Source organism: Synechococcus sp. H55.10 (genome assembly GCF_047502715.1).
In the GTDB taxonomy this organism is placed as follows: domain Bacteria; phylum Cyanobacteriota; class Cyanobacteriia; order Thermostichales; family Thermostichaceae; genus Thermostichus.
In genome coordinates, this window is record NZ_JANSJJ010000070.1 from 1 (window position 1) to 16,984 (window position 16,984).

The 16,984-nt window shown below is 58.9% G+C and carries 17 protein-coding genes, 1 tRNA gene and 1 pseudogene; 14 read left to right on the top strand and 5 right to left on the bottom strand.

The annotated features are described in order from the left end of the window. Nucleotides 1–184 precede the first annotated feature (184 nt). Both NW858_RS05350 and NW858_RS05355 read right to left on the bottom strand, forming a co-directional pair. Nucleotides 185–637 (bottom strand): cupin domain-containing protein, encoded by a 453-nt coding sequence (locus tag NW858_RS05350; protein ID WP_414333033.1) that lies wholly within the window; start codon nt 635–637, stop codon nt 185–187. A 44-nt stretch (nt 638–681) separates the two neighbouring features. Continuing rightward, the gene (locus NW858_RS05355; RefSeq protein WP_414427021.1) at nt 682–1,461 is read right to left on the bottom strand and encodes a cysteine hydrolase family protein; all 780 of its coding nucleotides are present in this window, start codon (nt 1,459–1,461) and stop codon (nt 682–684) included. A gap of 217 nt (nt 1,462–1,678) precedes the next feature. On the opposite strand from NW858_RS05355, the gene NW858_RS05360 reads away from it, so the two are divergent. The 8 genes from NW858_RS05360 (at nt 1,679) to NW858_RS05395 (ending at nt 9,775) form a co-directional block, all read left to right on the top strand. Next, the gene (locus tag NW858_RS05360) at nt 1,679–1,849 is read left to right on the top strand and encodes a hypothetical protein (protein WP_414338501.1); all 171 of its coding nucleotides are present in this window, start codon (nt 1,679–1,681) and stop codon (nt 1,847–1,849) included. 2 nt (nt 1,850–1,851) lie between these two features. Further along, nucleotides 1,852–2,373, top strand: a complete 522-nt coding sequence (locus NW858_RS05365) for a GNAT family N-acetyltransferase (RefSeq protein WP_414338499.1) — start codon at nt 1,852–1,854, stop codon at nt 2,371–2,373. A 78-nt stretch (nt 2,374–2,451) separates the two neighbouring features. After that, on the top strand, nt 2,452–2,742 hold the full coding sequence (locus tag NW858_RS05370; RefSeq protein ID WP_414338497.1) for a 4a-hydroxytetrahydrobiopterin dehydratase: 291 nt from the start codon (nt 2,452–2,454) through the stop codon (nt 2,740–2,742). 284 nt (nt 2,743–3,026) lie between these two features. Further along, the gene (locus tag NW858_RS05375) at nt 3,027–3,983 is read left to right on the top strand and encodes an NAD(P)H-binding protein (protein ID WP_414348287.1); all 957 of its coding nucleotides are present in this window, start codon (nt 3,027–3,029) and stop codon (nt 3,981–3,983) included. A 397-nt stretch (nt 3,984–4,380) separates the two neighbouring features. Further along, nucleotides 4,381–6,216 (top strand): NAD(P)H-quinone oxidoreductase subunit F, encoded by a 1,836-nt coding sequence (locus NW858_RS05380; protein WP_414520064.1) that lies wholly within the window; start codon nt 4,381–4,383, stop codon nt 6,214–6,216. Nucleotides 6,217–6,263: 47 nt separating this feature from the next. Then, on the top strand, nt 6,264–7,757 hold the full coding sequence (locus NW858_RS05385) for an NADH-quinone oxidoreductase subunit M (protein ID WP_414520065.1): 1,494 nt from the start codon (nt 6,264–6,266) through the stop codon (nt 7,755–7,757). Between the two features lie 123 nt (nt 7,758–7,880). Beyond that, nucleotides 7,881–9,191, top strand: a complete 1,311-nt coding sequence (locus tag NW858_RS05390; protein WP_414333019.1) for a CO2 hydration protein — start codon at nt 7,881–7,883, stop codon at nt 9,189–9,191. A gap of 125 nt (nt 9,192–9,316) precedes the next feature. Continuing rightward, nucleotides 9,317–9,775 carry a fasciclin domain-containing protein gene (locus NW858_RS05395; RefSeq protein ID WP_414333017.1) on the top strand — a complete coding sequence of 153 codons (459 nt, stop codon included), beginning with the start codon at nt 9,317–9,319 and terminating at the stop codon, nt 9,773–9,775. A gap of 217 nt (nt 9,776–9,992) precedes the next feature. On the opposite strand, the gene NW858_RS05400 is transcribed toward NW858_RS05395, so the two are convergent. Further along, nucleotides 9,993–10,065 (bottom strand) — tRNA-Ala (locus tag NW858_RS05400). A gap of 221 nt (nt 10,066–10,286) precedes the next feature. On the opposite strand from NW858_RS05400, the gene sppA reads away from it, so the two are divergent. From sppA to pheA, 4 genes are all read left to right on the top strand, one after another. After that, on the top strand, nt 10,287–11,321 hold the full coding sequence (gene sppA / locus NW858_RS05405; protein ID WP_414520066.1) for a signal peptide peptidase SppA: 1,035 nt from the start codon (nt 10,287–10,289) through the stop codon (nt 11,319–11,321). 66 nt (nt 11,322–11,387) lie between these two features. Next, nucleotides 11,388–12,617: an alanine racemase gene (alr, locus tag NW858_RS05410; protein ID WP_414333014.1), complete on the top strand. Its 1,230-nt coding sequence runs from the start codon at nt 11,388–11,390 to the stop codon at nt 12,615–12,617. A gap of 103 nt (nt 12,618–12,720) precedes the next feature. Beyond that, nucleotides 12,721–13,089 (top strand): late competence development ComFB family protein, encoded by a 369-nt coding sequence (locus NW858_RS05415; RefSeq protein WP_414520067.1) that lies wholly within the window; start codon nt 12,721–12,723, stop codon nt 13,087–13,089. Between the two features lie 20 nt (nt 13,090–13,109). Then, nucleotides 13,110–14,072: a prephenate dehydratase gene (gene pheA / locus NW858_RS05420; RefSeq protein WP_414348294.1), complete on the top strand. Its 963-nt coding sequence runs from the start codon at nt 13,110–13,112 to the stop codon at nt 14,070–14,072. Here pheA and NW858_RS05425 read toward each other — a convergent pair. Then, nucleotides 14,009–14,252: pseudogene (locus NW858_RS05425) on the bottom strand (acetolactate synthase large subunit); the annotation flags it as partial. The gene pheA and the pseudogene NW858_RS05425 sit on opposite strands and share 64 nt — an antisense overlap. Before the next feature lie 116 nt (nt 14,253–14,368). Here NW858_RS05425 and NW858_RS05430 point away from each other — a divergent pair. Together NW858_RS05430 and NW858_RS05435 are read left to right on the top strand one after the other, a co-directional pair. After that, nucleotides 14,369–15,421, top strand: a complete 1,053-nt coding sequence (locus NW858_RS05430) for a dipeptide epimerase (protein ID WP_414348296.1) — start codon at nt 14,369–14,371, stop codon at nt 15,419–15,421. Further along, nucleotides 15,421–16,482: a DUF1611 domain-containing protein gene (locus NW858_RS05435; RefSeq protein WP_414348299.1), complete on the top strand. Its 1,062-nt coding sequence runs from the start codon at nt 15,421–15,423 to the stop codon at nt 16,480–16,482. The genes NW858_RS05430 and NW858_RS05435 overlap by 1 nt, the downstream gene beginning before the upstream one ends. 83 nt (nt 16,483–16,565) lie before the next feature. Here NW858_RS05435 and NW858_RS05440 read toward each other — a convergent pair whose 3' ends face one another. Next, on the bottom strand, nt 16,566–16,934 hold the full coding sequence (locus NW858_RS05440) for a YccF domain-containing protein (protein WP_414333005.1): 369 nt from the start codon (nt 16,932–16,934) through the stop codon (nt 16,566–16,568). Nucleotides 16,935–16,984 lie beyond the last annotated feature (50 nt).

The following is a 16,984-nucleotide window of genomic DNA, read 5'->3' on the forward strand; positions in this document are numbered from 1 at the left end:
AATACATCCAGAATCAGTCAGAGGGTGCTATCCATCCCCACCGTATAGACGGTGGGGAATTCCGCACCTTACGTTAAAGCCCAAAATCCCTTGCCTTGGGAGGGAAGCTTGGCTCCAAGGGGATAGACAGAAGGGGTAAGAACCGCTGTTGGAATAGGCCCAAGTCTCCAGGAGTACTTGAGGCTCAAGCCCTTCTCCAGCCCCCAGATAAAACTGCCAGATCCTCTTCGTCCAAGTCAGCAGGGATCCCAGATCGGATCAGCTCGGCAAAATCTTCGTTGGGCACCATCATACAGAGGGCGTAGAGACGGCCAGGGCCGGTGTTGTGGATTTCGTGGACACCGGTCGGCGGCACCAGGATGCTGTCTCCGGTTTTGATGGGGGCCGCTTTCCCATCGCAAATAGCTAAACCTTCCCCCTTGAGCACGAAAAACATTTCCACAGCCATTTGATGGCGATTGGGGGGCGTTCTGCCTCCCTCATCGAAAATCTCGACACAGAACGTTAGCGAGACTTGAGCATGAGAAGGATCGAACACAATGGCCAGACGATTGGTGTCGTGGGGGCTGATGCGATAGGCCTGATAATCGGCAGGAGTTTTGACGATTGGGATCACACAGCGGGAGAGCGTTTGCATCGGGATCCTCCCCTCAAGAGAGGGTGGGTGGAAAGTGGAAAGCGCTAAGAGGGGAGAGCTGCCAGCAAATCAGCAGAGGAAGCAACAAAGCCAAAGCACTGCTTGACGTTGTAAAGGGTGGCCCGCAGACAGTACTCAGGAGAGGTGGTGGCGGCGCAGTCTTCTAGCAAAATGCAGTCGTAGCCGAGGAAATTGGCGTCTTGCAGCGTGGTCATAACACACTGATCGATGTTCACGCCGGCAAAAAAGAGGGTGGTACGTCCGAGATTTTTGAGAATGCTGTCGAGAGGGGTGTCCCAAAAGCCACTCATGCGGAACTTATCCACCCAAATATCCTCGGGTTTGACTTCCAATTCCTCCACCACAGCCGCGCCCCAACTGCCGCGGGTGAGAACCAAAGACCCCTTTTTGGGCAAGGGATCCCCCAGCCCTACCCCCTCTCCGGTGGGATTGTAGACGTGTCGCAGGCCGGCGCTGATGTTGAGCAGGTCGGGCCGATTGCCCCAGTTGACCCACACGATCGGCACCTGGGCCTGCCGCAGGCGGGGCAATAGAGTTTTCAGGGGGCCAATGGGAGCTCGCGCCGGTGTAACATCGACGCCAATGCTGGCCAGCCACCCGTCGGGGTGGCAAAAGTCGTTTTGCATGTCAATGACCAGCAGCGCCGCTTTGGCCAGATCCAGGCGCAGGGTTTTGCTGGAGGTAGGCAGCAGGATGGGCCGAGGCTCCAAAGGCGGACGGGTGATGTCGGCCATTGCGGCGTTCACAGCCCAGGCGTTGGGAGGGATCCCCAAAGTCTTTAAGGGGCGGCTTGGGGGGCTCATCGGCTCTCCGCTCACGGGTCAGGGCAAGTACCTACCTACCTGCGCTTAACCTTAATGCACGACGGAGCTTACTTTGGAATCATAGGCTACAGTCTCTCACCTTGTTGACGCGCGGGATCCCGCCCGGTTAGTCGATGGGGGCTGGGGAAGGTTGCCACAAGGCCGACCAGAGATCCTGCTCTGGACTATACTGTAAAGGCCAAGGTTATGTAGAAATATGAACATCCTGCGGCAATATATCTTTCCTGCTCTCATCCTGCTGGTGTTCCTGTTTACTCTGGTGGTGGTGAGCATCCGCTCGTTTCTGCCAGAAGATATGGCCCAGCCGGCCCCGGTAGAGGAAGTAACATCGATGGGTCTTGCCGATCTTTCTTCCGCGAATGCTTGAGGATGGCTGAACTGGAGATCCCTCTGCCTGCTGGTTACCGTTGGCGCATTGGCTCTGCTTGGGATCGGCCTTGGGTGCGGCGGGGATTGCAGGCCACCTTGCAGGAATCTTTCCCTGAGCAAAGCCAGTGGGATCACCTGGAAGCGACCCTGGATCGCCTCTTTGACCCCCCCCGTACTCCCTGCTGGTGGATCCTCAACGAAGCAACAGGGGAGCCGGTGGGCGGCGTGTGGGCCGGCATTTCTACTGACCAAGCCACTCATCGTCGGGTGGCCTACGTTTTTTTGCTCTGGGTGGATCCCGCCCATCGTCGGCGGGGGCTGGGCAGAGCTTTGCTGCAACAGGTAGAACGCTGGGGATCCCAGCAGCGGTTGTCGGCCATCACCTTGCAGGTTTACCGCCACAATCAAGCTGCCCTTAACTTCTATAGGCAGGCCCACTTTGCTGTGCAAGGCTACTGGCTATACAAACCCCTCGGCCCTGCTGCCGCCTCCCAGGAACTGGAAGACTACGAAGTTTTGTAAAGAAGCTGGGATCTGCCCGCAGCCGCTCTTTTGATGAAAACGTGATGGAAACGATGGCATCGACTGGAGGGAAGGCCCATGTCCAGACCTGTCAAACTCAGTGAAGCCGAGATCCAGGCCAAGCTAGAGGAGCTGCCTGGCTGGTCTTTGCAGGAGGGGAAGCTGCATCGCCAGTTTCAATTTCGCTCCTTTGTGGAAGCTTTCGGCTGGATGAGCAGTGTGGCTTTGGTGGCCGAGAGCATGGGGCATCACCCCGAGTGGACCAATGTCTACAACCGCGTGCGGGTGGATCTCACCACCCACGATGCCGGAGGCATTACGGAACTGGATTTCACCTTGGCACAACGCATGAACGAGCTGGCTGGGTGAACACTCTCTCGGCAGCAGACTGAGCCGGGGATCCCTGCAAAGCTCCTTGGGTCGGGGATCCCTGTTTTGTTCATGGCTTAGAGTTGGGCCGAGTTTTGACACTCCCACTGCCTAAAGGCGGGGGATTCTTACACAGTTCAAAAACAAACTCGTAAAGGCGCTGTTATTGCCAATTACGGGCTTTTCCGCTCCGCACTCCAGTTCGGGGCTACCAAGCTATCCTTCTGTGTTGGAAGCTGCCTTTGTCTGATAGACTAAGCCTAAGGTTAAGAAATGATAATTTTATGAACGTGCTGGTTGTGGGGGCAACAGGAACGCTGGGCCGTCAGGTGGTGCGGCGGGCCATCGAAGAAGGGCATCAGGTGACTTGTCTGGTGCGAAACCCGGCCAAGGCTGCTTTCTTGAGTGAATGGGGCGCCCACCTCAAGGTGGGGAACCTACTGCAGCCCAGCACGCTCCGAGCGGCAATGGAAGGCGTCGAGGCGGTGATCGACTGTGCCACGGTGCGGGTAACCGACACCCTCAGCGCCCGCCAGGTGGATTGGGATGGCAAAGTTGCTCTGATCAATGCGGCACGGGCTGCCCAAGTGGGCCACTTCGTCTTTTTCTCCATCATGGGTGCTCAGCATGAGTACCCCAATGTGCCCCTGATGAATTTCAAGCACCACATCGAGAAGTACTTGATCGGATCCCAGATGCCCTACACCATCTTTCGTCCGGCGGGCTTCATGCAGGGATTGATCGGCCAGTATGCCATCCCCATTTTGGAAGAGCAAATTGTTTGGGTAGCCAGCGAGAGCATCCCCACAGCCTACCTCGACACCCTAGATGCAGCCCGGTTTGCCGTGCGATCCCTTAGTGTCGAAGGCGCCAAGCAGCAGATCTTCCCTTTGGTGGGGCCCAAGGCCTGGACATCCCAAGAAGTCATCGCCCTGTGCGAGCAGCTCTCCGGCAAAAAAGCCAAGGTCAGCACCATGCCCTTGGGACTGCTGCGAGGAGCGCGTAAGGTGGCCCAGTTCTTTCAGTGGAGCTGGAACATTGCCGACCGGCTGGCCTTTGTCGAGGTGATTGCTGCCAAAGAACCCATGCATGCCGATATGACAGCTGTGTGCGAAACCTTGGGGATTGAACTGACCTCTCTGACCTCGCTTGAAGATTACCTGGCCGAGTATTTCCAAAAAATGTTGAAACGGATTCGCGAACTCAAGGTCAAGCAACCCAAAGTCAAGACGCCTTTCTAGGGCATTGCTCTTGATCTTCATAGCAACTTCACAATAGCAATTCCATAGCGACTTGATTGAGTAGCGGACTGGGGAGAAGAGCTGAACTGGGGCGCGCCCGTCCTGCTGGATCGGAAACAGCACCGGAAACTGGATCCACCCAACCGCGGATCCTCAGGTTTCCAAGGAGCTTGTTCCCATCTACCCTATAGAAGTAGTGAGGATAAAAAGCAAGGTGGTCACAACAACAGAGACCACCTGGCTACCCGCTCTTAAAGCATAGACTCTTACCTAGAGATCTCATCGGAAAGTTCAATTTTTATCTATCTCGGTTCTCCGCTAGGATGCTTTTTAAGATTTCTTGCAGGATCTCAGCGAGTGTTCCAGTTTGGCCAAGATCCCTGGCCGAAGGAGGATTATGAGCTTGAACGGGCTGATCACAACTGCATGGCTCATTCCCCTCTATGCCTTGGTGGCGTGGACGGGAGCGCTAATCTGGTCCCCAGGAATTACCCGGCGCACAGGACCCCGTCCGGCGGGCTATCTGAATGCGCTGCTGACTTTGCTGGCGTTCTTGCACAGTGTAGGAGCGCTGGTGGCAATTTGGGATCAGCCGTCGCAGGTGATTCGGCTGCCCTGGCTGCAGGTGGGGGATCTGGTATTGGAGCTGCCGCTGCAGGTCTCATCGCTAACGCTGGGGGCCTGCGCCGTGGTGACAGCGCTAAACCTGGTGGCCCAGATCTACGGCTTTGGCTACATGGAAATGGACTGGGGCTGGGCGCGGTTTTTCTCCTTGCTGGGCCTATTTGAGGGGGGGATGTGCGCTCTGGCCTTGTGCGACTCTTTGTTTTTTAGCTACGTCATCTTGGAAATTTTGACTCTGGGCACCTACCTGTTGGTGGGCCTTTGGTTTAACCAGTCGCTGGTGGTAACAGGGGCGCGGGATGCTTTTCTGACCAAGCGCATTGGCGACCTGTTGCTCTTGATGGGGGTCATCGCCATCTATCCTTTGACGGGATCCTGGGAGTTTGATGACTTGACGGCTTGGGCAAAGTCGGTGCAGGCAGGAGCTATCTCTGTGGATCCGACCTTGATCACTTTGGCGGGGCTGGGGTTGTTGGCTGGCCCGGTGGGCAAGTGTGCCCAGTTCCCCCTGCACCTGTGGCTGGATGAGGCGATGGAGGGGCCGATCCCGGCCTCGATCTTGCGCAACTCGGTGGTGGTGGGCACGGGAGCTTGGGTGTTGATTCGCCTGCAACCGCTCTATGCTCTTTCCCCAACCGTGCTGGAAGTGATGCTGGTGATCGGGGCACTGACGGCAGTGGGAGGAGCCTTCGTGGCCCTGGCCCAAATCGATGCCAAGCGGGCCTTGTCCTATCTGGTGAGCGCCTACATGGGCTTGATCTTTGTAGCGGTGGGCACAGGACACACCCAACAAGCCTACCAACTGCTGCTCACCTATGCGCCGGCGATGGCCTTGCTGGTGATGGCGCTGGGTATGGTGATCTGGAACAGCATTACCCAGGATCTGCGCTACCTGGGGGGCTTGTGGTCGCGGCGGCCTATCTCCGGCCTGTGCTTTTTGACGGGGATGGCCGGGATCATCGCCTTGCCCCCCTTCGGCTCCTTCTGGGTGTTGACGGATCTGTGGCAGCAGTTGGCGCAATCGGGGCAGGGGCTGTGGGCGGCAGTGGTGCTGGTTACCAATGCGGTGACGGCGCTGGGGCTGACGCGGGTCTTCGGCCTGGTTTGGGGGGGTAAGCCGCAGCAGATGAGCGAGCGTTCCCCAGAGGTGCATTGGCCAATGATGTTGCCCAGCACAGTCACCATGGGAGTGGCGCTGCACATGCCCATGATCCTGGCGGCGCTGGATCTCATTCCCGTCCTAGAAGGGATCCCCGTTGGAGTGATGACGGGATCCAGCTTGGCGGGCATCGCCTTGGGAGCCTGGCTGTACCTACCGCGGGAGCGGCGGCCGGTGGACTGGGCTTTCTTGGCCGACTGGCAGGATCTGCTGGCCAACGACTTCTACACTTCCAAGCTCTACCGAGCCAGTGTGGTGTTTTTGGTGCGCATCATCTCTGATGTCACGGCTTTCTTTGATCGCTACGTGGTGGACGGCTTGGTGAATTTGACCAGCTTGGCGGTGCTGGCAGGCGGCCAAGTCCTGAAATACACCACCTCCGGCCAGTTGCAGGCCTATGTGCTGACCATTGTGGTGGGGGTGGCCCTGCTGGGCTGGCTCATTCTCTAGGCTTGGGTGGTGGCAGGACGGAGTCCTTAGAAAAGAGGAAAAAGACGATGCTGAGTGCCTTGATTGTGTTGCCGATTGTGGGATCCCTGCTCCTGTTCCTGGGCTTGGGAGGGCGAAAGCTGGCGGTGGTCTTGGCCGCGATCCCGCTGGCCATCTCCCTGCTCCTATTTACCCGCTTCGACTTGCAGGCGACCGGCTTGCAGTGGGAGCAGCGGTGGGATTGGATCCCGCCAATTGGGCTGAGCTACTCCCTGGGCTTGGATGGGCTGTCTTTGTTGATGGTGGCCCTGAACGGGCTGCTCACCCTCATCGCCATTCTGACGGCGGAGCCGGAAGTGAAGCGGCCCAATCTCTTTTACGGCTGCATTTTGCTCATGAGCGGGTCGGTCAACGGGGCTTTTGCCGCTCAGAACCTGCTCTTGTTTTTCCTCTTTTACGAGCTGGTGCTGATCCCGATTTACCTGCTTATTTCCATCTGGGGCAGCCCCAAGCGGGATTACGCCGCCATCAAGTTTTTGATTTACACCGCTGTCTCTGCCATCTTCCTGTTGGGGGCGTTTTTGGCCATCTACTGGCTAGGGGATCCCCATACCTTTGAGCTGGCCGAGATTCGCATTAGCTCTCTGGGCCCTGCTGCCCAAACCCTGACACTCTTGGCGTTGATTGTGGCTTTTGGCATCAAGATGCCGCTGGTGCCTCTCCACACCTGGCTGCCCGACGCCTACGGCGAGTCTTCGCCGCCGGTGGCGATCCTGCTGGGTGGGGTGCTCTCCAAGTTGGGCACCTATGGTCTGTTTCGCTTTGGGCTGCAGTTGTTTCCCCAAGCTTGGGCCGATCTGGGCGGGATCCTGGCCTGGTGGGGGGCCATTGCTGTGCTGTCGGGGGCTTTGGCGGCCATCGCCCAAAAAGACATCAAGCGCATGGTGGCCTACAGCTCCATTGGCCATATGGGCTATATCCTGCTGGGCATGGCGGCGGCCACACCGATTAGCCTGACGGGGGCGATGGTGCAGATGATCTCCCACGGCCTGATTTTGGCGCTGCTGTTTGATCTGGTGGGCCTGGTGGAGCGCAAGGTGGGAACGCGGGATCTGGACGTGCTCAACGGCCTGCTCAATCCCCTGCGCGGCCTGCCCACCGTGAGTGCCCTGCTGATTTTGGGCGGCATGGCCAGCGCCGGGATCCCGGGCTTGGTGGGCTTTGTGGCGGAGTTTTTGATCTTCCAGGGCAGCTACCAAGATTTTCCCTTGCCCACCTTGATCAGCATCTGCGGCACCGGCTTGACGGCGGTGTATTTTGTAATCCTGCTCAACCGCACCTGCTTCGGCAAATTGGACAACCGCACCGCCTACTACCCACGGGTGCAAGGTTGGGAGCGGATCCCGGGCTTTATCTTAACTGCCTTGATCGTCTGGTTTGGGATCCAGCCTATGAACCTGGTGAAATGGCCGCAACCGTTGGCGTTTACTCTATCCACCCAGGTGGCTCAGGCCCAAACCCTCATCTTGGCCTCAGCCGGCGACTTTGCCCATTCTCCCTAGGTCACCTTCTCGGGAGGCGATCAAAGCAATCGGAGAACTTCCAGGAAGCGTCCAAGACCGAATTGAGATCTCGACGCATAGCCGCAAGGATCCAGAGCTTTTGAAGAGTTGGAGACTTCTTCCATGACGACAACCCTCACAACCCGCAAGCTTCCCCCTTCTACCCACCCTTTTGCGGATGTAGTCCACCGCCTCGAAGCGGGGGGATCCATGCTGCCGGATACGCCGGAAAACCTGATGCAAATTATCGGCCTTTACAAAGCCTATGCGGTGCCGATGGACTTCTACTGGCGGGATCTGCTCTACATTGCCGAGCAGGTGTTTGTGGATCCCTTGCCCTTTTTTAAGTTCATCATTCCCGAAGAATACCTAAAGCTGGCCAACCACTACGCGGGAGATAATGCAGATTTGCGCATTTGGCGCGGCCCCGCCACGGCCCACCCGGAACTTCTGGAGTTCATGGAAAAAGGGGAGCTCAAGCGCAAGCTGCCGCGGATTTTGCATCACCTCTGGCATGACCGCATCAACATGGAATTTGCCGAAGAATGTATGCGGGCCATGCTCTGGCACCGGGATATGGGGGGCCTGTTGGATCCCTATATGGATTCCGAGGAATACAAACAAAATGCCGACCGCGCCATCCGCGCCTACTGTCAGGGTAATCCTCTCTTGACCGGCCTGTACAAGCTCTTTCCAGACATGTTTCTGGAACTTTGCCGCCAGGCCACCATGTATTCGGTGCTGGGCCTGTTTTGGGAGATTATGGCCCCCGTCTTTTTTGAGATGAGCGACCTCTACGACGAGGGCAAAATCACCAGCGTGCCGGAGGCGATGAACTTTTTGGTCAACGGGATCTTCGCCATTGCCGGGCGGCCCATCTACCACCGGGTGCGCATTCGCGGGGAATGGTACGATATTGTGCCCAAATCCAAGGGATTTACCTGGCTCTACGAGGCGGCTTTCCCCTACGTAGAGGCCGTGTTCTATCGCACCTCTCCCTTCCGCGGCACCAAGTCCTACAACGCCCAGGCCAACGAAGTTCCCACCAACCAGTTGGACTTCCACTATGGGATCCTCTACGCCGACAAGTTTCCGGTGGCCACTGCTGGGATCCCGCCGACGCTTTTGCACCAGGATATGTACCACTTTTTGCCCCAGTATTTGGTGGAGTATTACCGCAAGCATTGCCGCGGCGAAGATGACATGCTGATCCAGCTTGGGATCAGCTTCCAGCGCTCCATGTACAACGTTACCTCAGCCGTGATCCAGGCGGGGAGGGCAGCTTTTCTCTATCCTTTGGACGATCCCAATCCGCGGCATTTGATGATGAACCGCCGTTATTTTGAGGGACAACTCAATCGCTTCACCCGACCAGAATACGGGATCCGAGAAGCAGCCCGCCTGTCCTACATTCAGGATCAGAACTATCGCTAGCCGACTTCAAGTGCTAGGCATTGACCCTTCCCCTCCTCGATTGTGTCCAGGCTAGGTAGCTCTGCAACTGCCTGTTTCTTTGGCTTTCCTATCATCCCAACTTCCAGAAAATAAGGATCTCGGCCATGCCTGATATTGTCGATATTGCCGTTTCTGCTGAGGGTTTCTCCACCCTAGTTACAGCCGTGAAAGCGGCAAACTTGGTGGATACTCTGAAAAGCCCCGGCCCCTTTACGGTTTTCGCCCCCACGGATGCAGCTTTCGCCAAGTTGCCCCCCGGCACCATTACCACCCTGGTGCAAAACATCCCCCAACTGACCCGCATCTTGTGTTACCACGTGGTGCCCGGTCGCCTGAAAAAGGCAGATTTGGCCAAGTACCAGAGCGTGGGCTCAGTAGAGGGATCCCCCATCGATCTGTTTATCGAAGGGGATGTGTTTGAAGTGAACAATGCCACCGTTATCCAGGCGGATATCGAAGCCGACAACGGCATCATTCACGTTATCGACACGGTGATCCTAATGCGGCCCCACTGGTTCTGGCCGATTATGAACTCTGCCTTGACTGCCTCGGCCAGAGGATAAACGGATCCATACCAAATCCTGAGTGCGGGTTGTGGAAAGTGTCCTTGTGAACACTCTCCCCAGCTAGAGGTTCTTGCTCTGCGTATCTCCTCACCTTCATAGGGTGAGGGTTTCGCCGGCAGCAATGTCGCGCTCTTTACTCCACCCGCAGATGAATCCGAAGCTTGTACTCGTCTGGCCCAATTCTCTGACTGAGGAGCTTTTCTCTATTTGAGGATGGAGCTTAGCGGACTCGAACCGCTGACCCCTTCAATGCCATTGAAGTGCTCTACCAACTGAGCTAAAGCCCCAGGCTTTCGGCCAACGGGAAAGGGAGCTTTTTCCCCATGTCCAGATAACCAGCTTAGCCTAAAGAAGGCGCTGCGCCGGTGAAAAGTGCCAGGTACTCATCGTAGACAGGCCGTGGATGCTTGTCAAGAGCTCGGTGGATGGGTTCTGCCAGGCTCTCGGCTTGTGGCCACCGGAGGAGCTTGCCGGGTGATAGAACAGAGTCAGTGACATTGAGGGGCTTGTGACAGAGGAATCCCTGCTTAACCGCATTTTGGCGGCTTCTTTGCTGGTGGTCTGCCTGATGGCGGCCATTGTTGGCGGCACACGACCTGCCTCAGAGTCGGCTCGGCTTGGCCTGGAGTCGGCGCAGGGGGCAGATCGCATCGAGGTGGTCACCCTGGAAGGAACGATAGGAGGTCCACGGGGCTCGACTTTGGTAGGCCTGCCCACCTCTCCTGTGGAACAGTTGCGGGAGGCAGTGCAAGACCGCGCCGTCAAGGCTGTATTGCTGCGCATCAACAGCCCGGGCGGGGCCGTGGGATCCAGCCAGGAACTTTACCGTGCCGTAACCGCTCTACACGAAGCCGGCAAGCCGGTGGTCGCCATCCTGGAAGACATCGCTGCCAGTGGGGGGTACTACGTGGCCAGTGCTGCCGACAAAATCTATGCCAACCCCGGCACCTTGACCGGCAGCATAGGGGTCATCATCAGCGGCCTCAGCTTTGGCAAGTTGCTGGAGAACTACGGCATCGAGCCGCAGACCTTCAAAACCGGCGAGTACAAAGACATCCTCTCTCCCTTCCGCAGCGCCACTCCTCAAGAGCAGCGCCTTCTGCAGGGCTTGGTGGAGAACACCCTTGACCAGTTCATTCGCGATGTGGCCCAAGGACGCCAGCACCTGCCAGCAAAAGGGGCAGAGCAGGTGTTGGACGCAGAGATGATCGCGCGGCGACAAAGCTTGGACGAAGAGCGAGTGCGACAGTTGGCCGATGGGCGCATCTTCACCGGGGCGCAAGCTGTGGAGGTGGGCTTGGTGGATGCTTTGGGGGGATACACCGAAGCGGTGGAGGATCTGCGGCGCATGACCGGGGATCCCTCTTTGTCGCCCGCAGGTGGGGGAGATGGCTTCCAACGGGCACTGCGACGACTGCTCAGCCAGGGATTGTCCCCGCAAAGGCAAGATGCTTGGCTGAGCCGGCTGTTGGCCGGCGACGCGGTTGCTGGGATCCCAGACGTGCCGCTGCTGTGGATGGCGCCGGAGCGGACTTTGCGCTAAATCTAATCACGACCGGTTTGGGTGTGGGGGGGTGAAGTGGTGAATCGAGAAGCGGTTCCGCAGGCAGTGCGGAGCAATTGGGGGGATCAGGGGAGCGCCCTAAGGGAAGGATCCCAGGGGGCAGAGCAGGATGGCGCCATCGACCTGGAGCTGTCAACCAGTCGGGCTTGGGTGGAAATCGACGCGGCCCAGTTGCGGGAAAATCTGCGGCTGTTGCAGGCCCGCTTGTCGCCGGATACCGAGATCTGGGCAGTGGTCAAGGCCAACGCCTACGGGCATGGGGCCCACTTGGTGGCTCCTGTGGCCGTTGCTGCCGGCGTCAAAGGGCTGTGTGTGGCCACCCTAGCGGAAGGGATCGAGTTGCGGCAAATGGGGCTGCAGGCTCCGATTTTGGTCTTGGGAGCTTTGAACACCTGGGCGGAGCTGCAGCAGGCCATGGCAGCTCGGCTGGAGGTCAGCCTTACCCGCGCCGAGCAAATCCCCCTGATGCGCCAGGTGGCCCGCTGGGCCGGGCGACCCGTCCCGGTGCATGTCAATGTAGATACGGGCATGACCCGTTTGGGGATCCCCTGGAGCGAAGCCGCAGCCGTGTGGGGGCAGATTTGTCGGATCCCGGAGCTGGCGGGCTGTAGCCTGTTTTCCCATTTGGCGACGGCAGACGAGCCCCATTCTCCGGCCATGGAACAGCAGCACGCCCGCTTTGCCCAGGTGGTGGAACAGATTCGCCAAGCCGGGGATCCCTTGCCACCGTTGCATCTGGATAACTCCGCCGGCGCTCTGGCCCGTCTTCACTACTCCCGCGTGCGGTTGGGGTTGGTCCTCTATGGCTTGTCGCCTGCTCCCCACCTGCCGGTGCCGGGTTTACAGCCGATCTTGCGTCTCAAGGCGCGGCTGACCCACATTCAAACCGTGCCCGCCCAAACCGGCGTGAGCTACGGACATCGCTACATCACCTCTCGCCCCAGTCGCATTGCCACTCTGGCCATCGGCTATGCGGACGGGATCCCACGGCGGCTTTCCGGCTGGCTGCGAGGATGGGTGCGCGGCGGCCTGATCCAACAGGTGGGCACGATCACAATGGATCAATGTATGTGGGATGTCACCGAGAGGCCGGATATACAGGTGGGGGACGTGGTGGAGCTGCTGGGCCCCAAGCTGGCAAATATGGGTTTGTCTGTGCAGGATTGGGCTGACCAGGCGGGCACCATTGCCTACGAACTGCTGTGTGGGCTTTCTGCTCGTCTGCCGAGAGTGTTGGTCAATGGAGAGGCTGCCAGCACCAACATTGTTTGCTGAGCTGGGTACCCTAGAGGATAGGAGGTCGCTAGAGACTCCGGCTGGCCAGATCCCGCTTAAAGGGGAATTCGCCATCGGTAAGGGAAGCTACAAGGAGGCAGCCATGGAGACACGCAAACCCCTGAGGAGGCTGGAAAATCAAATGGAGCGGGCCGTCCTCGAAGCCATAAACGAGATGCTCCTCCTGGAAAGCCAGCAGCGCTACTGCTTCTGCGAGAGATTCTGTCACGATGCTGCCGCCCTGGCCTTGAACAATCTCCAGCCTCGCTACGCCACCAGTTTTCATGGCTCTCTTCACACTTTGGAAGCCATTCAAGCGGATCAGGAGTTGCAGAGGCTGATCCGGTTGGAGGTGGTGAAGGCCATGGAAAAGGTGGCGACCAATCCCCGTTGCCCAGAACCTGACTGTCCTCTGCTGCTCGTCCAGACCGCTGACGCGACCGAGTTAGAGCTGGCCCCCAGCGACAATTGATTGCAGGAATGCCCCCGACAGTGCTACCCACTGCTGACGTGACCGTTTCCGCTTCGCCGGTGGCCTTTCTCGGCCCTGCTGGAACCTACACGGAGCTGGCTGCTTTGCTGGCCTGCCCCGAGCAGCCTCACCTGCACAGCCAGGGATCCCATCCCTTGGTGCCCTATCCGACGATCAGCGCTTGTTTGGAGGCGGTAGCTGCCGGCCAGCAACCCTGGGCGGTGGTGCCGGTGGAAAACTCGGTAGAGGGCGGCGTTTCCATGACCTTGGACGCCCTCTGGCAACTGGAGGGGCTGAGCATCCGCCAGGCGCTGATCCTACCGATTCGCCATGCCCTCATCGGACGTGCCTCGCAGTTGCAGCACATTGAGCAGGTCTATTCCCACCCGCAGGCTTTGGCCCAATGTCAGGCGTGGCTGAGAGCCCATTTGCCTCAAGCCACGCTGATCCCAACCCGCTCCACCACCGAAGAATTGGATCGCCTGCAGCAGCAGCCCGGCGCCGCCGTCATTGCCTCAGAACGAGCTGCCACCCTCTACCAGTTGCCGGTCTTGGCCTGCCCAATCAACGATCACCCCGACAATTGCACCCGCTTTTGGGTGGTGGGCCGTGGGCCGCTTTCGCCTTCAGATCGACAGGATGGGGCGCCCGCTTCCCCTGGAGGATCCCACACTTCCTTGGCCTTCAGCCTGCCCCACAATGTGCCGGGGGCGCTGCTGAAGCCGCTGCAAGTCTTTGCGGAGCGGGGCTTGAACATGTCGCGTATTGAATCGCGCCCCACCAAAAAATCGGCGGGGACTTATGTCTTTTTTGTCGATCTGGAGAATCCGGTCGGCCAGCCCTATCTGGATGCAGAGGTGATTGCGGCGCTGGAAGCGATTGCGGAAACTTTGAAGCTCTTCGGCAGCTACCCCGTGCATGACCTCTGCAAACAGGGTGGTCTATCCCAAGCAGCAGGAGCCCTGCTCTCTGAGACAGGGTAGCCTTTGAGCCCCATGCTCTCCGCCAGCTTGACGCCATACTGCTGCCACCCGATCAACCCGTAGCCGCCATCTCCAGTCACGGCCACGATGTGGCGGTCAGGATGTACCAATTTGGCGGGCAAAGCCATTGGAGATGAGACAGGTGTTGGGTTTGTCGCAGTAGTAAAGGCGGGCCCTCCACCATAGACAGCGGACAGGGCAGGGGATAACTTTTTTTCTGAGCTAGGGGGCGGTGGGAACCGAGCTAAGCTCGAATGGAATTGCCCCTCAAAGCTTTCTCTCCTCTGGAGATGCCCATGCGGTTTTATGTTGAAGCTTTCACCGTTCACAAGCGCTATGCCCTGACCATCAGCCGAGGTACCTACAGTGAGGCTGCGCTGGCGTGGGTGCGGATCGAGGAAGAGGGGATTGAAGGGTGGGGAGAGGCTTGTCCCTTCTCGCTAAGCGACGACTGCCACCAGTCCCTGGACGATATCCTCATGGGCCTAGATGTGGCCAAAGGGATCCTGAGGCGCCACTCCCCCTGGGAGCGCCAGCAAATCGAGGCCCAGTTGCTGCAGGCCGGGATCCCGTCGGCGGCGCGGGCGGCGGTGGATATGGCTCTGCACGATTGGATGGGCAAACGACTGGAGAAGCCCCTGTGGCAGTTGTGGGGGCTGGATCGCTCCCGCATTCCGTCCACCACGTTGACCATTGGCATTTCCACCCCTCAAGCGGCCCGCCAGCGGGCCTTGGCCTGGATGGAACAGACCCAAGCGCGGGCCTTTAAGATCAAGCTGGGTAGCGACTTGGGGCTGAGGGCGGATCAGAACATGCTGATTGCTGTGCAAGAGGTGATCCCGCTGGGATCCTTGATTACAGTGGATGCCAACGGGGCTTGGACGGTGGAGCAGAGCTTGAGCATGAGCAACTGGCTGGCGGGGCAAGGGGTGAGCTACCTAGAGCAGCCTTTGGAGAGGGGGCAGGAGGCGAAGCTGATCACCCTCTGGCACGAGTCGAAGCTGCCCATCTTTGTGGATGAGAGCTGCTGCGACAGCCGCGATATTCCTGCCCTGGCGGATCGCGTCCACGGCATCAACATCAAGCTGATGAAATGTGGGGGCCTCAGCGAAGCCTGGCGCATGATCCACACGGCCAAATCTTACGGGCTGCAGGTGATGCTGGGCTGCTACAGCAACACGGCTCTGGGGAATACGGCGGCGGCCCACTTGGCCCCACTGGTGGATTATCTGGATTTGGACAGCCACCTCAATCTTGTCGAGGATCCCTTCGTCGGGGCCGTCCTGCAGGAGGGCCGTCTCATCCCCACCGACCGACCGGGCTTGGGGGTAGAGCTGCGGGAGGAGTAATGGGAAAGCCGGGATCCCTATCCAGCCAAACTCGGGTGGCCATCCTGCTCCACGGTGGCCTGCTGGGGGAGCACGGCAAAACGGGCTTGGGGCTGCTGCGCTACGGGCCTTTCCCGGTGGTGGCGGTGATCGACCGGGAGCAGGCGGGGGGATCCCTGGTTCATCTGACCGGCATCGCCAAAGCCATTCCCATTGTGGCCTCGGTGGCGGAGGCGCTGGCCTACCGGCCTGAAGTGCTCGTGATCGGGATTGCCCCTTCGGGCGGCCAGTTGCCACAAGCCTGGCGGGAGGAGTTGCGCCAAGCCCTGCAAGCCGGCCTATCTCTGGTGAACGGTCTCCACACGCCTCTGGCCGAGGATCCCCAGTTGCGGCAGTGGCTGCAGCCGGGAGCCTGGATCTGGGACATTCGCCGCGAACCCCCCAACCTGTCGGTGGGAAAAGCTTTGGCCCGCACCTTGCCCTGCAAACGGGTGTTGACGGTGGGCACCGACATGAGCGTGGGCAAAATGTCCGCCAGCCTGGAGCTGCACCGGGCCAGCCTGAGACGGGGACTGCGCTCCCGCTTTTTGGCCACCGGACAAACCGGGATCCTCATCAGCGGCGAGGGGATCCCGTTGGATGCGGTGCGGGTGGACTACGCCAGCGGAGCGGTGGAGCAACTGGTGCTGCGCTCTGGCTTTGACCACGACATTTTGCACCTCGAAGGCCAGGGATCCCTGCTCAACCCCGCCTCTACAGCGACCTTGCCCCTGCTGCGGGGATCCCAGCCCACCCATTTGATCTTGGTCCACCGAGCCGGCCAGACCCATATCAAAGGGATGGACTACGTGCCCATCCCACCTTTGTCCAAGGTGATCGAGCTGTACGAACAGGTGGCCATGGCTGCTGGTGCCTTCGCCCCTGTGCCGGTGGTGGGGATTGCCCTCAATACCTTCGGCTGGGAGGAAGAAGCGGCGCTGGAGCAGATCCGCCAGGTGCAAGCCGAGACCGGACGGCCCTGTACCGATGTGGTGCGCTTTGGGGCGGATCCCTTGTTGGAGGCGATTTTGGCGGCAGGATGACCCATAGTCTGCATCCGCCCCTACCGTCAGCTTGGCGAAGTCTTCGGAAATCAAAAGGCGAGATCCCAAGTCCACCCACTTCCTCAGCGCAGATCTCGGCCAAAGGGCAACAAGGACAAAATAATTAACTTCATGTGTTGTTTTGCAAAAGGGATCCCGACAATGGTGATGGCCAGAATCAGAGCCCAGAAGAGATGGTTAAGCACCAGCGGCCAGCCGAACAGCAATAGCCAGATAACGTTAAAGATCAGCAGCAGCGGGCTGTTGGCATCGGGATACTCCACCACTTCTTTCCCAAAAGGGGCCAGCACTGCAAACCCCAGTTTGATGCTCTGCCAGCCAAAAGGAATGCCGATGATCGTCAGGCAGAGGCTCAGCCCTCCCAAGATATAGCCCAAACCTGTCAGCAAGCCCCCGAAGATGAGCCAAATGATGTTGCCAATCAAGCTCACGATTCAGATCCTCCACCGTTGAGACCAGATTGTGGAACCAGCCCTCCTGT

What these genes read in the sequence shown, in the direction of transcription:
- NW858_RS05350 (WP_414333033.1), bottom strand. Translation starts at nt 637, where the DNA reads ATGCAAACGCTCTCCCGCTGTGTGATCCCAATCGTCAAAACTCCTGCC.
- NW858_RS05355 (WP_414427021.1), bottom strand. Translation starts at nt 1,461, where the DNA reads ATGAGCCCCCCAAGCCGCCCCTTAAAGACTTTGGGGATCCCTCCCAAC.
- NW858_RS05360 (WP_414338501.1), top strand. Translation starts at nt 1,679, where the DNA reads ATGAACATCCTGCGGCAATATATCTTTCCTGCTCTCATCCTGCTGGTG.
- NW858_RS05365 (WP_414338499.1), top strand. Translation starts at nt 1,852, where the DNA reads ATGGCTGAACTGGAGATCCCTCTGCCTGCTGGTTACCGTTGGCGCATT.
- NW858_RS05370 (WP_414338497.1), top strand. Translation starts at nt 2,452, where the DNA reads ATGTCCAGACCTGTCAAACTCAGTGAAGCCGAGATCCAGGCCAAGCTA.
- NW858_RS05375 (WP_414348287.1), top strand. Translation starts at nt 3,027, where the DNA reads ATGAACGTGCTGGTTGTGGGGGCAACAGGAACGCTGGGCCGTCAGGTG.
- NW858_RS05380 (WP_414520064.1), top strand. Translation starts at nt 4,381, where the DNA reads ATGAGCTTGAACGGGCTGATCACAACTGCATGGCTCATTCCCCTCTAT.
- NW858_RS05385 (WP_414520065.1), top strand. Translation starts at nt 6,264, where the DNA reads ATGCTGAGTGCCTTGATTGTGTTGCCGATTGTGGGATCCCTGCTCCTG.
- NW858_RS05390 (WP_414333019.1), top strand. Translation starts at nt 7,881, where the DNA reads ATGACGACAACCCTCACAACCCGCAAGCTTCCCCCTTCTACCCACCCT.
- NW858_RS05395 (WP_414333017.1), top strand. Translation starts at nt 9,317, where the DNA reads ATGCCTGATATTGTCGATATTGCCGTTTCTGCTGAGGGTTTCTCCACC.
- NW858_RS05415 (WP_414520067.1), top strand. Translation starts at nt 12,721, where the DNA reads ATGGAGACACGCAAACCCCTGAGGAGGCTGGAAAATCAAATGGAGCGG.
- NW858_RS05430 (WP_414348296.1), top strand. Translation starts at nt 14,369, where the DNA reads ATGCGGTTTTATGTTGAAGCTTTCACCGTTCACAAGCGCTATGCCCTG.
- NW858_RS05435 (WP_414348299.1), top strand. Translation starts at nt 15,421, where the DNA reads ATGGGAAAGCCGGGATCCCTATCCAGCCAAACTCGGGTGGCCATCCTG.